Annotated in this window: 14 protein-coding genes; 8 read left to right on the top strand and 6 right to left on the bottom strand. The window is 53.3% G+C overall.

The annotated features are described in order from the left end of the window. The first annotated feature begins 126 nt into the window (after positions 1-126). The 3 genes from WC7_RS01485 to WC7_RS01495 all read left to right on the top strand — a co-directional run bounded on the left by WC7_RS01485 (position 127) and on the right by WC7_RS01495 (position 1,622). Positions 127-1,035: an alpha/beta hydrolase gene (locus WC7_RS01485; protein ID WP_016155180.1), complete on the top strand. Its 909-nt coding sequence runs from the start codon at positions 127-129 to the stop codon at positions 1,033-1,035. Between the two features lie 64 nt (positions 1,036-1,099). Beyond that, positions 1,100-1,342 (top strand): type II toxin-antitoxin system ParD family antitoxin, encoded by a 243-nt coding sequence (locus WC7_RS01490; RefSeq protein WP_016155179.1) that lies wholly within the window; start codon positions 1,100-1,102, stop codon positions 1,340-1,342. Next, a complete protein-coding gene (locus WC7_RS01495) occupies positions 1,335-1,622 on the top strand; it encodes a type II toxin-antitoxin system RelE/ParE family toxin (protein ID WP_016155178.1) in 288 nt (95 codons plus the stop codon). Before WC7_RS01490 ends, WC7_RS01495 begins: the two co-directional genes overlap by 8 nt. 5 nt (positions 1,623-1,627) lie before the next feature. Here WC7_RS01495 and fabY read toward each other — a convergent pair whose 3' ends face one another. The 6 genes from fabY to WC7_RS01525 form a co-directional block, all read right to left on the bottom strand. Beyond that, positions 1,628-2,569 (bottom strand): fatty acid biosynthesis protein FabY, encoded by a 942-nt coding sequence (gene fabY, locus WC7_RS01500; protein WP_003825286.1) that lies wholly within the window; start codon positions 2,567-2,569, stop codon positions 1,628-1,630. Between the two features lie 44 nt (positions 2,570-2,613). Further along, positions 2,614-3,051 (bottom strand): D-aminoacyl-tRNA deacylase, encoded by a 438-nt coding sequence (gene dtd, locus WC7_RS01505; RefSeq protein ID WP_016155176.1) that lies wholly within the window; start codon positions 3,049-3,051, stop codon positions 2,614-2,616. Next, on the bottom strand, positions 3,048-3,920 hold the full coding sequence (locus WC7_RS01510; protein WP_019077938.1) for a virulence factor BrkB family protein: 873 nt from the start codon (positions 3,918-3,920) through the stop codon (positions 3,048-3,050). The genes dtd and WC7_RS01510 overlap by 4 nt, the downstream gene beginning before the upstream one ends. Then, complete coding sequence (yihX, locus tag WC7_RS01515; protein ID WP_016155174.1) at positions 3,914-4,513, bottom strand: glucose-1-phosphatase; 600 nt, start codon at positions 4,511-4,513, stop codon at positions 3,914-3,916. The genes WC7_RS01510 and yihX overlap by 7 nt, the downstream gene beginning before the upstream one ends. A 104-nt stretch (positions 4,514-4,617) precedes the next feature. Further along, positions 4,618-5,421: a DeoR/GlpR family DNA-binding transcription regulator gene (locus WC7_RS01520; protein WP_016155173.1), complete on the bottom strand. Its 804-nt coding sequence runs from the start codon at positions 5,419-5,421 to the stop codon at positions 4,618-4,620. Positions 5,422-5,454: 33 nt separating this feature from the next. Continuing rightward, on the bottom strand, positions 5,455-6,351 hold the full coding sequence (locus WC7_RS01525; RefSeq protein ID WP_016155172.1) for a sugar kinase: 897 nt from the start codon (positions 6,349-6,351) through the stop codon (positions 5,455-5,457). Positions 6,352-6,517: 166 nt separating this feature from the next. Between WC7_RS01525 and yihU the strand changes: the two genes are divergently transcribed. The 5 genes from yihU to WC7_RS01550 are packed head-to-tail and all read left to right on the top strand — an operon-like array spanning position 6,518 to position 12,540. Then, on the top strand, positions 6,518-7,408 hold the full coding sequence (gene yihU / locus WC7_RS01530) for a sulfolactaldehyde 3-reductase (protein WP_016155171.1): 891 nt from the start codon (positions 6,518-6,520) through the stop codon (positions 7,406-7,408). 19 nt (positions 7,409-7,427) lie between these two features. Next, on the top strand, positions 7,428-8,303 hold the full coding sequence (gene yihT, locus WC7_RS01535; RefSeq protein WP_016155170.1) for a sulfofructosephosphate aldolase: 876 nt from the start codon (positions 7,428-7,430) through the stop codon (positions 8,301-8,303). Positions 8,304-8,315: 12 nt separating this feature from the next. After that, the gene (yihS, locus tag WC7_RS01540; RefSeq protein ID WP_016155169.1) at positions 8,316-9,557 is read left to right on the top strand and encodes a sulfoquinovose isomerase; all 1,242 of its coding nucleotides are present in this window, start codon (positions 8,316-8,318) and stop codon (positions 9,555-9,557) included. 18 nt (positions 9,558-9,575) lie between these two features. Beyond that, a complete protein-coding gene (locus WC7_RS01545) occupies positions 9,576-10,451 on the top strand; it encodes an aldose-1-epimerase (RefSeq protein WP_016155168.1) in 876 nt (291 codons plus the stop codon). Positions 10,452-10,503: 52 nt separating this feature from the next. Further along, positions 10,504-12,540, top strand: a complete 2,037-nt coding sequence (locus tag WC7_RS01550; RefSeq protein ID WP_016155167.1) for an alpha-glucosidase — start codon at positions 10,504-10,506, stop codon at positions 12,538-12,540. The last annotated feature ends 29 nt before the right edge of the window (positions 12,541-12,569 follow it).

The raw sequence follows: 12,569 nt of genomic DNA, 5'->3' as shown, positions 1-12,569 counted from the left end.
CACGCGAACGATTTTTACTTTTGCGAGCCGCTTTCCAGAATCGTACACCCCACCACTTTTCCCATTCTCATTCGCGGTTATCCAGGTTATAAAACTGTATATACATACAGATAAGGAAAATAATAAATGGCACTGGAAAGCGGGATTGCACAGCTGGTTGAGGCATTTATCGCGGCGGGACGCCCTTCTTCGCGCGAGCAAAATATTGATGACCGGAGAGCAGGCTACATTGCCAGCGCGGTACTGGCAGGAGAAACTGAAACCCGCGTACAGGTTGAAGATATTGAACTCGATGCAATGACATTTCGCGTTGTTTCGCCGCGGGACGCCACGGGAAATCTCCCCTGCGTTATCTATTATCACGGTGGCTGCTTTGTCAGTGGCGGATTCGCGACGCATGATAACCAGCTAAGGCAGCTCGCCTGGTACAGCGGCTGTCGAGTCATTGCGGTGCAGTATCGCCTTGCACCAGAGCATACTTTCCCGGCTGCACATAACGACGCTGAAACGGGAGCCAATATTATCTGGAAGTATGCCCAGAAACTGGGTGTCGACCGCGGCAGGATTACGCTTGCTGGCGACAGCGCGGGCGGGCATCTGGCGCTGATCACTGCACTGCGCCTGAAAGCTGCCAATCAATGGCAACCTGCGCAGCTAATGCTGATTTACCCGATGCTGGACGCAACCGCCAGGTTTGAGAGCTACGACCGAAATGGGCAGGATTACATTATCACACGTGACACGTTGCTTTCGGGCTACGAGATGTATTTGCCGCAAACCGACCTGCGGCATCCCGAAGCCAGCCCAGTCTGGCGTGAAGACTTCAACGGTCTGCCGCCCACGCACATCATTACAGCCGAATTCGACCCACTGCGCGATGAGGGCGAGGCCCTGTATCAACGGTTCCAGGAGCAGGGCGTGGAGTGTACCTGCCAACGCTATCTTGGCGTTATCCACGGATTTTTCCAGTTGGCAGGAGTGAGCCAGGCGGCACGAAATGTTATGCGAGATGTGGCCTGGCGGCTTGGCCGTTAAGGTTGTTTATGTTTTCGTCCACGGGTGCTATCTTGTGTGAATAGATAACACAAAGGACAAACTTATGCCCAGAACTACCAGCATTACAATCGGCGAGCATCTCGATCGTTTTATTAACGAAATGATTGAAAGTGGGCGCTATGGCTCCACCAGCGAAGTTGTTCGTTCGGCATTGCGTTTGCTGGAGGAACAAGAATTGCGAAATAATGCATTACGCGACGCGCTGGAGGATGGGATACACAGTGGCACAAGCGACCTGACTCTACAGGAGGTCGCGCTCAGGAAGAAGCGCAGTCTGAATGTATAAACTCTCTAATCGGGCAGTCGAAGACTTTGAATCTATCTATGAATACACCTGGAGAAAATTCGGTTATCAACATGCAGATAAATACACGACTGAGATGGAGCAGCTTTTTTTACTATTAGAGAAAAACCCTTTGATGGGTCGCAACAGCTCTGAAATTAAGGAAGGCGCCCGTCAATACAACCACCGCCAACATGCAATTTTTTATCAAAATGCGGATTATGGCATTTTCATAATCCGCATTTTACATCAGCAAATGAATCCAATATTGCATATTAACTAGAGAAACTACTCTTCCTCATTCCCGCCCTCTTCATATGCGCCAAACGGTTTCGCGGGTAGCACAATGTAGGTACCTTCAAACACGACGCCCGGCGTGTCATCGCCAAACACCCCGACCTGCATCTGAACGCGCGCCTTGCGGCCTCTTGCCAGACGGTCCAGGTCACCGCTCAGCGAGCCCAGATCGGCAATAGCGGTAGGTTTCCCGGTAATTGGCCTGCTGTATCGGATATGCGCGTCGGCGAGGATTATCGTCCCCCCCAGATGACGCTCGCGCAGCATCAGCCAGATAAGCCCCCAGCCCGTTAACGTCGCCAGTGAAAACAGGCTTCCGGCAAACAGCGTATGGTGCGGGTTCTGATTGCCTGTCTCTGGCATCGTCGTAATAAATTTCTGCCCGGTGTACTGCTGAATGCGCACGCCCATTTTCTCACTCAATGGAATATGTTCGTACCAGGCTTGCTGTAGCTGTCCGCACCAGTCCCCGCGATGGAGAATGTCGTCCAGCGTTGCGATGGGTTTAATCATCAAAAAATGGCGCACCGGCGTGGTTTGCGGCGTGGTAATTTCGCCCTGGCTCACAAACCCCAGTTTGGCGAAAAATTCGACCGCATCTTCACGGGCGCTACAGGTTACGCGCTTTACCCCTTCCTGACGCGCCACAGACTCCAGGGTCATCGCCATCAGCGTGCCCAACCCTTTCTCCTGCACAGAGGGGTCAACGGCCATAAAGCGTATGGAGGCTTCGTTATCCGCATTGATATACAGACGCCCGACCGCGACCAGATTTCCCTCTTCGTCCACCACCATCTGGTGATGCGCCATCGCGTCCCAGGCATCCCGTTCGGAGCCTTTGGGCTGGTGCAACGGTTTACGCAACATCTCCCAGCGAAACTGGTAGTAACGCTCCAACTCTTCTTCTGTCTGCGGTACTCGAAGGTGATACATAGTCGTATTCTCTCTTGTTGCCCGCGGCCACACCGGTAGCTGGTTCATACTTGTAACCAGAACGTCACGGGGCCATCATTAACCAGTGAAACCTGCATATCCGCAGCGAATCGACCGGTTTGCGTATTAATTTCCTGTTGGCGGCAACGCTCAACAAAGTATTCATACAGCGCTTCTGCCCGCTCGGGCGCAGCGCCTTTCGAAAACCCCGGGCGCATGCCGCGTTCGGTATCTGCCGCCAGCGTGAACTGTGAAACCACCAGCACACTGCCACCTGATTGCTGCACGTTGAGGTTCATTTTTCCTTCGGCATCGCTAAAGATTCGATAGCCGAGTACGCGCTCGCACAGACGGTTCGCTTTCTGTTCGTCATCATCCCTTTCGACACCTAACAGGACCAAAAGTCCTGGGCCAATTTCACCCGTCACCTCGCCCTCCACGGTGACGCTGGCACGGGTTACGCGCTGAATTAATGCAATCATGGTTGATCTGCTTCTTCTTGTTCTGCGGCTTGTTTAAGTTTGCGGTATTCCCCGAGAGTGACAGTTATTTCCGCGCCTAGCAAGACGATACACCACGTCCAGTATACCCAGACAAATAAAATGGGGATCACCGCCAGGACACCGTAAATGAGCTGATACGACGGGAACATCGTGATGTAGAGTGCAAATCCTTTCTTTCCGGCCTCGAACAACACGGCGGCCACAAAGGCGCCAATAACAGCATCACGATTGGGCACGCGCGTAGTCGGTACAATGCTGTAAAGCAGCCAGAACGAGAGCCAGGAAAGCACCAGAGGGAAAATACGCAAGACGTCATCAATCACCGAGTTGAGATCGCTGGCCCAGCGCAATGACAACAAATAAGAGCTGATCGCCAGACTGGCCCCCGCCAGCAGCGGCCCCAGCGTTAAAATCATCCAGTAGACGGCGAAAGAGTAAACTTTGGGACGAGTGCGCTTACTGCGCCAGATAGTATTCAGAGCGTTATCAATGGCATACATCAGCAATAACGCCGTGACAATCAGCCCACATGCCCCAACGGCCGTCATTTTGTTCGAGTTGGCGACAAACTGTTCGATATAACGCTGGATGACGTCTCCCGTCGCCGGGATAAAGTTTGCGAAAATAAAATGACGTAGCTGGGCACTGACGTCGGAAAACATCGGAAATGCGGCGAAAAGAGCAAACACAACGGCGATAAGCGGCACTAATGAGAGCAGTGAAACGTAGGCAAGATTCCCTGCCAGCGTCGTCATGTTGTCCTCATCAATCCGCTGCCATAGTAGCTTCAGCCAGGCCCGTACAGGACGCGTATGGTGCCTGGCTTGTTGCTGAACATTTTTTAGCATAACAACTTCGCGAAATAGTCAGGAATGGTCGTTTTATCGACGACCTGGATACTGGTAATCCCTAACCGGTTAGCTCCTTCAATATTATCGGCGTTGTCGTCAAAAAAGACCGCATCTTCCGCAGAAAAACCTTCAGACTGCAGGACATGCTGGTAAATCCGCGCTTCCGGTTTTCGCATGCCCAGATCCTGGGAAAGATAAATATGGTCAGCAGCCTGACGAATTTCAGGATATTCATCCGGCCAAAATGTTGTGTGCAGACGGTTAGTATTCGACAAGACGACCACCCGATGCCCCTGCTCACGCAGCTTATGCATGATGTCGATGACTTCAGGGCGCAATGCCACAAAAACGGCCTGCCAGCCGTGAGAGAACTGCTCGTAACTTAGCGGCAGCGCCATGTCATGACATAGCGCCTCGGCAAAGGCTTCATCCGTTATTTCACCTCGCTCATGCTGGTGAAAAGCCTCCCCCATGGTGAAACTTTGCTTCAGCGAGGCCAGCGGTACACGGCTCAGATCGCTCCATGTGCCCAACACGCGGTTGAAGTCGATATCGACAATCACATTACCTAAATCAAAGATATAGAGCATGCCCTTCTCCTTATTCGCCGTGGATGAATAACTGTAGCGGGAAAGGAGAAGTTTGACTATGTGAGAGTGATGGCTTCGAACTTATCGAGCCATCATCTGAGGAATTACACGGCCAAAGCATCATCTTGTGAAGGACTCACCTGCACAATTTCAACCTGTTGTGACTGGAGTAAATTATGCAATGCGGGACCTGGGTATTCATCGGTAAACAGCGCGGTCACCTGAGAGACGTTACCAATTTCTACCGCGGCAGAAGCCGTATATTTCGTATGATCCGCTGCCAGCAGAATGTGTCTTGAGTGCGACATCATCGTTTTCACTACGCTGGCTTCATTGACATCAAACTCCAGCAGCGCGCCATCACTTTCGATCGCGCCAACGCTGGTTACCAGGTAGTCGGCCCGAAAATCAGCGACAAATGCCGAGGCAGAAGGACCAATGATGCCACTGTTGTGCGGGCGTAACGTTCCCCCCGGCACCATGACTTCAAAACGTGGATTGTTATAAAGAATGTGCGCCACGCGCAGACTGTTGGTGATAATGCGCAAATGATTATGGTTTAACAGCGAGCGGGCCACCTGCTCAACGGTGGTGCCAATGGTAATAAACACCGTTGACCCATCGGGAATGTAGTCCGCCACCGCTTCCGCGATGGCTTTTTTCTCCTCCGTCCACGAGACTTCACGCTGCTCAAACGCCGTATTCACCACGCTGGAGGCTCTGCCCGCGCCACCATGATGACGCGTAATTAATCCTTGCTCGCTGAGTTTACGAATATCACGACGCACGGTCTGCGTGGACACATCCAGCAGGCTGGCCAGCTCGTCGATATTCATATAACCGCGCTCGCTAATCAGCATAAGCAGTTGATCGTGTCGCGGGTTACCGGTCAGTTCGGTAAGACTCATGAAATTTCCTCGAAAAACCATTGCCCTGGCATTTTATACAAAAAGTGACAGAAAAGATCGGGTTTGATCACAGTCAGGGATTCCAGCCCTTCCTCCCGGACGCGTACATTTTAGCGCAGCAACCCCGCTGGCGAACCTGACGGCCTCTTCCGGGAGGTCGCCGCCGGCCAGGCTAAACGCGAGCGCACCGTGGAAAACATCCCCCGCCCCCGTTGTATCAACAACGTCGACTTTAAATCCAGATTGATGCTGCAACGTATTATTTTTTATCCAGTCGCAGCCTGCACTGCCCCGCGTTACATACACGTGACCATTTGTGAGCGTTTGTGCTTGTTTCAGTCCGACTTCAGGATCGTTTATCCCGGTTAAACGCGCCAGACCGGGTTCAGAAAACGCAGCATGATCGCTTAACGCCACCAGCTCGCGGATATCTTGTGGCGTTACGTCACCATCCAATACCGTCATCACTCCCGCCCGACGTGCCAATGTGAACGCCTGCCTGGCCCCTTCGTGCCAGCGAACATCCGCCAACACCACATCCCACTGGGTAAAATCGATCTCATTGAGCCAGTCAGCATCATGCAGTAAATCCGGGCTGGGATAGTTAACGATAATCCGTTCCCCTTGCGCATCAACCATAATTGCCGATTGTGAAGACTTCGCCCCCGCGTAGCGCCGGGAATAGCGGGTATTTACCCCCAGGGACTCCAGCTCCGCCAGCAAGCTATTTCCGGTGTCGTCATCGCCCACACGGCCAATAAAGTCCACCTTAGCGCCCAGCTTCGCTGCAGCCACTGCGGCCGTTGCAGCAGGCCCGCCGCCCACTTCCGTATAACGCTTCGCCACATACTTACCTCTTTCAGTCGGTAAACCTTCCACGTAATAGATGCGATCCATCACGGCAATACCTACACAAGCAATACGAATCATGGTCGTTCCTTAGGCGTTTCAAGATGGGATCATTTTAATTTCACAAAATGTTTAAAAAGTGACGGCTGTCAATTTTTTGACCATAAATTACAAATACGATCAAAAACAGACAAAAACAAACGACCTTAAATGACAAAAAATGACATCCACGTCTCAGGAGAACGTTATGGCAGTTATAGCATTTATCGGATTAGGTCAGATGGGTTCACCCATGGCGAGCAACTTGCTGAAGCAGGGTCATCAACTCAGCGTCTTTGACGTTAACCCGGATGCCGTTCAGCGCCTGGTGGAAAAAGGAGCACAGCCTGCCAGTAGCCCAGCTCAGGCAGCACAAGGTGCAGAATTTGTCATCACCATGCTGCCAAACGGCGCTCTGGTGCGCAGCGTATTGTTCGGCGAGCAGGGTATTTGCGAAAGCCTCTCCCAGCAGGCGTTAGTAATTGATATGTCGACTATTCACCCACTGCAAACCGATAAACTCATCGCCGATATGCGTGCCCAAGGCTTCGATATGATGGATTGCCCGGTTGGACGCACCTCCGATCACGCCATAGCGGGAACGCTGTTGCTGCTGGCAGGTGGAACGGCACAGCAGGTAGAACGCGCCACACCGGTTCTGATGGCGATGGGTAATGAATTGATCAATGCAGGTGGTCCCGGCATGGGGATCCGCGTGAAGCTCATCAACAACTACATGAGTATCGCGCTAAACGCCCTCTCTGCCGAAGCCGCCGTGTTGTGCGAGGCACTTGGTCTCTCCTTCGATGTGGCTTTGCAAGTCATGAGCGGCACCCCCGCCGGAAAGGGCCACTTCACTACCTCCTGGCCGAACAAAGTGCTGAAAGGCGATCTTTCCCCGGCTTTCATGATCGATTTAGCTCACAAGGATCTTGGCATCGCCCTGGACGTTGCCAACCAATTGCACGTGCCGATGCCGCTCGGCGCCGCTTCCCGCGAAGTCTATAACCAGGCACGCGCCGCTGGCCGTGGCCGGGAAGACTGGACCGCAATACTCGAGCAGGTTCGGACATCTGCCGGACTGAATTCCCAACTTTGATAAGTAAAAGGACTGAACAATGACCAAGTACACCCTGAAAGATATCACCCGAGCTTCCGGCGGGTTTGCCATGCTGGCGGTCGATCAGCGCGAAGCCATGCGCTTAATGTTTGCCGCCGCGGGTGCAAAATCCCCGGTCAATGACAGCGTGCTGACCGATTTCAAAGTCAATGCGGCGAAGATCCTTTCCCCCTATGCTTCCGCCATTCTGGTCGATCAGCAGTTCTGCTACCGCCAGGTTGTAGAGCAAAACGCGGTCGCCAAAAACTGCGCCATGATTGTGGCCGCTGATGAGTTCATTCCGGGTAACGGTATTCCGGTCGATAGCGTGGTGATTGATAAAAAAATCGACCCGCAGACCGTGAAGCAAGATGGTGCCAAGGCCCTCAAACTGCTGGTGCTGTGGCGTAGCGATGAAGATGCCCAACAACGTCTTGATATGGTGGGAGAATTCAATGAACTGTGCCATTCCAATGGCCTGCTGAGCATCATCGAGCCGGTTGTTCGCCCACCACGTCGTGGCGATAAGTTCGATCGTGAACAGGCCATTATCGATGCCGCGAAAGAACTGGGTGATAGCGGTGCCGATCTCTACAAGGTCGAAATGCCTCTGTACGGCAAAGGAACCCAACAAGAGCTGCTTAGCGCCTCTCAGCGCCTGAATGAAAACATCAACATGCCGTGGGTCATTCTCTCCTCCGGTGTGGATGAAAAACTGTTCCCACGCGCGGTCAGTGTAGCAATGACCGCTGGCGCATCCGGCTTCCTGGCCGGACGTGCGGTCTGGTCATCCGTGGTTGGCCTGCCGGATACCGAACTGATGCTGCGTGATGTTTCCGCACCTAAGTTGCAGCGTCTGGGCGATATCGTCGATGAAATGATGGCCCGGCGCTAAGAGGATCTCAGAATGAAATGGTTTAACACCCTAAGCCACAACCGCTGGCTGGAGCAGGAAACAGACCGCATCTTTAACTTTGGTAAGAACGCTGCGGTACCTACCGGATTTGGCTGGCTGGGAAACAGTGGTCAGGTCAGAGCAGATATGGGGACACATCTGTGGATCACCGCCCGCATGCTGCACGTCTACTCCGTTGCCGCGTCAATGGGTCGGCCTGGCGCATACCAACTCGTCGATCACGGCATTAAAGCGCTGAACGGTGCGCTACGCGACACACGCTACGGCGGTTGGTACGCCTGCGTAAATGACGAAGGCGTGATGGACGCCTCCAAGCAGGGTTATCAGCATTTCTTCGTTTTGCTCGGCGCGGCAAGCGCGGTTACTACCGGTCATCCACAGGCCAGACAATTGTTGGATGATGCCATCGAGGTGATTGAAAAGTACTTCTGGAGCGAAGACGAGCAGATGTGCCTGGAGTCCTGGGACGAAGCCTTCAGCCAGACGGAAGATTACCGTGGCGGTAACGCCAACATGCACGCGGTCGAGGCTTTCCTGATCGTTTATGACGTTACCCATGACCGTAAATGGCTCGATCGCGCACTGCGAATTGCTTCGGTGATTATTCACGACGTGGCCCGCAGCGGGGAGTATCGCGTCAACGAGCACTTCGATTCACAGTGGAACCCAATCCGCGATTACAACAAGGATAATCCTGCTCACCGTTTCCGCGCATACGGCGGCACGCCGGGCCACTGGATCGAATGGGGTCGCCTGATGCTGCATCTGCATGCCGCGTTGGAAGCCCGCTTCGAAACGCCTCCCGCCTGGCTGCTGGAAGATGCCAAAGGCTTGTTCCACGCCACCATCCGTGATGCCTGGGCACCGGACGGTGCGGATGGTTTTGTCTATTCGGTGGACTGGGACGGTAAACCAATCGTTCGCGAAAGAGTGCGTTGGCCGATAGTCGAAGCCATGGGTACCGCCTATGCCTTGTATACCCTCACCGGCGACAGCCAGTACGAAGCCTGGTACCAGAAGTGGTGGGATTACTGCATCACCTATCTGATGGACTACGAGACCGGTTCATGGTGGCAGGAGTTGGACACCGATAACAAAGTGACCACCAAAGTCTGGGACGGTAAGCAGGACATTTATCACCTGCTGCACTGCCTGGTAATCCCGCGTCTACCGCTGGCTCCGGGCCTTGCTCCGGCGGTTGCTGCCGGTCTTCTGGATATCAACGCCAAATAAGTCACAAGGATAGCAGCCATGCATAGTGGTGGAAAAACCATTCATCTTCAGGCCGGACACTACCAGGCGAAAATCGTCACGGTTGGCGCTGGGCTGGCAGAATTGATGCATCGTGGGCGTCACATCGTTATTCCACATAAGCCGGAAGAGATGCCGCAGGCGCATTTAGGAAAAGTGTTAGTCCCATGGCCAAACCGCGTTGCAGACGGCTGCTATCAACATAACGGCAAGACCTTCCAGCTTGCCGTTAACGACCCTATTTCGCATACCGCCATTCACGGGCTGTTGGCCTGGCGGGACTGGCAGATTAACCAGCAATCGGCATCGGAAGTGTCGCTGATGATTTTTCTGCCGCCCTCTTATGGTTATCCCTTTTCATTACTGGTTGAAACAACATATCGCCTTGATGCAATAAGCGGTCTGCACATTTTTATTACTGCGCTGAATATTGGTGATGAATCAGCGCCTTATGGTTCTGGCGCTCATCCCTATTTGACCTGTGGTCTTGAGAAGATAGATAGCTGTACGCTCACTCTTCCGACAGATGAGGTCTTTGACATTGATACCCTGGAAACGCATCGCGTTGAGAATACCGCGCTGAATTTCACCACGCCGCGCCCTGTCGCTGCAACGCAGATAGATCACACCTTTAAAACCCCTGTGTCCGGGCGTGAATGGGAAGTCAGCATGTTCAGTGCAACGAAAAATATGACGACGTACTTACGTTGCGACCAGCCGTGGCTACAGATTTACAGCGGCGAGAAATTACACCGTCTGGGGATTGCCGTAGAACCCATGACCTGCCCGCCAGATGCCTTTAATTCAGGCATCAGTCTTATCTTTCTGGCACCCGGCGAGATGCATCGGATGCATTTTTTAATCGGTGCCGAATAACCTTATCCCAAAACAAAAATTACCGAATTACCCTATTTTTACGGAGACGATAATGAATTCGCTACAACAACGGTCAACCGCTTTAGAACTAACGACGTTACAGAATGGCTTTACGCTGACATACCACCAGCGCCTGATTTTACGTCACAGCACAGAAACCCCCTGCCTGTGGATCGGCGCTGGCGTTGCCGATATTGATATGTTCCGCGGCAACTTCAGCATTAAAGACAAGCTCAATGAGAAGATTGCCCTGACCGACGCCACGGTCAGCGAGTCGCCTGACGGCTGGCAGGTGCATTTCAGTCGCGGTAACACCATCAACGCCACGCTGCACATCTCCACCGATGAACAGGGTCGCCTGAAGCTGGATCTGCACAACGATGACCTCAGCCATAACCGCATCTGGCTGCGTCTGGCTGCCAACCCGGACGATCATATTTACGGCTGCGGTGAACAGTTCTCTTATTTCGACTTACGCGGTAAACCGTTCCCACTGTGGACCAGCGAACAGGGCGTGGGCCGTAACAAAAATAGCTATGTCACCTGGCAGGCAGACTGCAAAGAAAATGCCGGTGGTGACTACTACTGGACCTTTTTCCCGCAGCCGACCTTCGTCAGCACGCAGAAGTACTACTGCCACGTTGATAACAGCTGCTATATGAATTTCGACTTCAGCGCACCGGAGTATCACGAACTGGCATTGTGGGAGGACAAAACCACCCTACGATTTGAATGCGCTGACACCTACATCTCTTTACTGGAAAAACTGACCGCGCTGTTAGGACGCCAGCCGGAGCTGCCGGACTGGATCTACGATGGCGTCACGCTCGGTATTCAAGGCGGTACTGAGGTTTGCCAGAACAAACTGGACACCATGCGTAACGCAGGCGTGAAAGTAAACGGCATCTGGGCGCAGGACTGGTCCGGGATCCGCATGACCTCCTTTGGCAAACGCGTGATGTGGAACTGGAAGTGGAACAGCGACAACTATCCTCAGTTGGATAGCCGTATTAAGCAGTGGAAAGAAGAAGGCGTGCAATTCCTCTCCTACATCAACCCGTACGTCGCCAGCGATAAAGATCTCTGCGCCGAAGCGGCTGCGCACGGTTATCTGGCGAAAGATGCCTCTGGCGCTGACTATCTGGTTGAGTTTGGCGAGTTTTACGGCGGCGTGGTGGACCTGACCAACCCTGAAGCCTACGCCTGGTTCAAAGAAGTCATCAAAAAGAACATGATTGAGCTGGGATGCGGCGGTTGGATGGCCGACTTTGGCGAATACCTGCCAACCGACACTTACCTGCACAATGGCATTAGCGCTGAAATTATGCATAACGCCTGGCCTGCGCTGTGGGCGAAATGTAACTACGAAGCGTTACAGGAGACTGGCAAGCTCGGCGAGATCCTGTTCTTTATGCGTGCGGGTTACACCGGCAGCCAGAAATACTCCACCATGATGTGGGCAGGCGATCAGAACGTTGACTGGAGCCTTGACGACGGTCTGGCCTCGGTCGTGCCTGCTGCGCTGTCACTGGCGATGAGCGGCCATGGTCTGCACCACAGCGATATCGGCGGCTACACCACCCTATTTGAAATGAAACGCAGCAAAGAGCTGCTGCTGCGCTGGTGTGACTTTAGCGCCTTCACGCCGATGATGCGCACCCACGAAGGTAACCGCCCTGGCGATAACTGGCAGTTTGATGGTGATGCTGAAACCATCGCTCACTTTGCTCGTATGACCACCGTCTTTACCACCCTTAAACCGTATCTGAAACAGGCGGTCGCGCAAAACAGCGCTACCGGTCTGCCGGTGATGCGCCCGCTATTCCTACATTACGAAGACGATGCACGGACCTACACCCTGAAATATCAGTACCTGCTGGGACAGGATGTGTTGGTTGCGCCGGTTCACGAACAAGGCCAGCAAAACTGGACTCTGTATCTGCCGGAGGATAGCTGGGTCAACATCTGGACCGGGGAAACTTACCAGGGCGGTGAAATTACCGTGGATGCGCCTATTGGCAAGCCTCCGGTGTTTTATCGCGCGAAGAGTGAATGGGCGTCACTGTTTGCCACTTTACGCAACATCTAATGCGGCTCGCCCGTGGGGAAACTCGCGGG

It is taken from the genome of Citrobacter sp. KTE151 (assembly GCF_000398845.1).
Taxonomy (GTDB): Bacteria; Pseudomonadota; Gammaproteobacteria; order Enterobacterales; family Enterobacteriaceae; genus Citrobacter; species Citrobacter braakii.
The sequence above is the reverse complement of the archived record's forward strand: the minus strand, read 5'-3'. Positions and strand labels throughout refer to the sequence as shown.

Excerpts from the sequence above, each read along its gene's own strand:
- WC7_RS01485 (WP_016155180.1), top strand. The coding sequence starts at position 127 with ATGGCACTGGAAAGCGGGATTGCACAGCTGGTTGAGGCATTTATCGCG.
- WC7_RS01490 (WP_016155179.1), top strand. The coding sequence starts at position 1,100 with ATGCCCAGAACTACCAGCATTACAATCGGCGAGCATCTCGATCGTTTT.
- WC7_RS01495 (WP_016155178.1), top strand. The coding sequence starts at position 1,335 with ATGTATAAACTCTCTAATCGGGCAGTCGAAGACTTTGAATCTATCTAT.
- fabY (WP_003825286.1), bottom strand. The coding sequence starts at position 2,569 with ATGTATCACCTTCGAGTACCGCAGACAGAAGAAGAGTTGGAGCGTTAC.
- dtd (WP_016155176.1), bottom strand. The coding sequence starts at position 3,051 with ATGATTGCATTAATTCAGCGCGTAACCCGTGCCAGCGTCACCGTGGAG.
- WC7_RS01510 (WP_019077938.1), bottom strand. The coding sequence starts at position 3,920 with ATGCTAAAAAATGTTCAGCAACAAGCCAGGCACCATACGCGTCCTGTA.
- yihX (WP_016155174.1), bottom strand. The coding sequence starts at position 4,513 with ATGCTCTATATCTTTGATTTAGGTAATGTGATTGTCGATATCGACTTC.
- WC7_RS01520 (WP_016155173.1), bottom strand. The coding sequence starts at position 5,421 with ATGAGTCTTACCGAACTGACCGGTAACCCGCGACACGATCAACTGCTT.
- WC7_RS01525 (WP_016155172.1), bottom strand. The coding sequence starts at position 6,351 with ATGATTCGTATTGCTTGTGTAGGTATTGCCGTGATGGATCGCATCTAT.
- yihU (WP_016155171.1), top strand. The coding sequence starts at position 6,518 with ATGGCAGTTATAGCATTTATCGGATTAGGTCAGATGGGTTCACCCATG.
- yihT (WP_016155170.1), top strand. The coding sequence starts at position 7,428 with ATGACCAAGTACACCCTGAAAGATATCACCCGAGCTTCCGGCGGGTTT.
- yihS (WP_016155169.1), top strand. The coding sequence starts at position 8,316 with ATGAAATGGTTTAACACCCTAAGCCACAACCGCTGGCTGGAGCAGGAA.
- WC7_RS01545 (WP_016155168.1), top strand. The coding sequence starts at position 9,576 with ATGCATAGTGGTGGAAAAACCATTCATCTTCAGGCCGGACACTACCAG.
- WC7_RS01550 (WP_016155167.1), top strand. The coding sequence starts at position 10,504 with ATGAATTCGCTACAACAACGGTCAACCGCTTTAGAACTAACGACGTTA.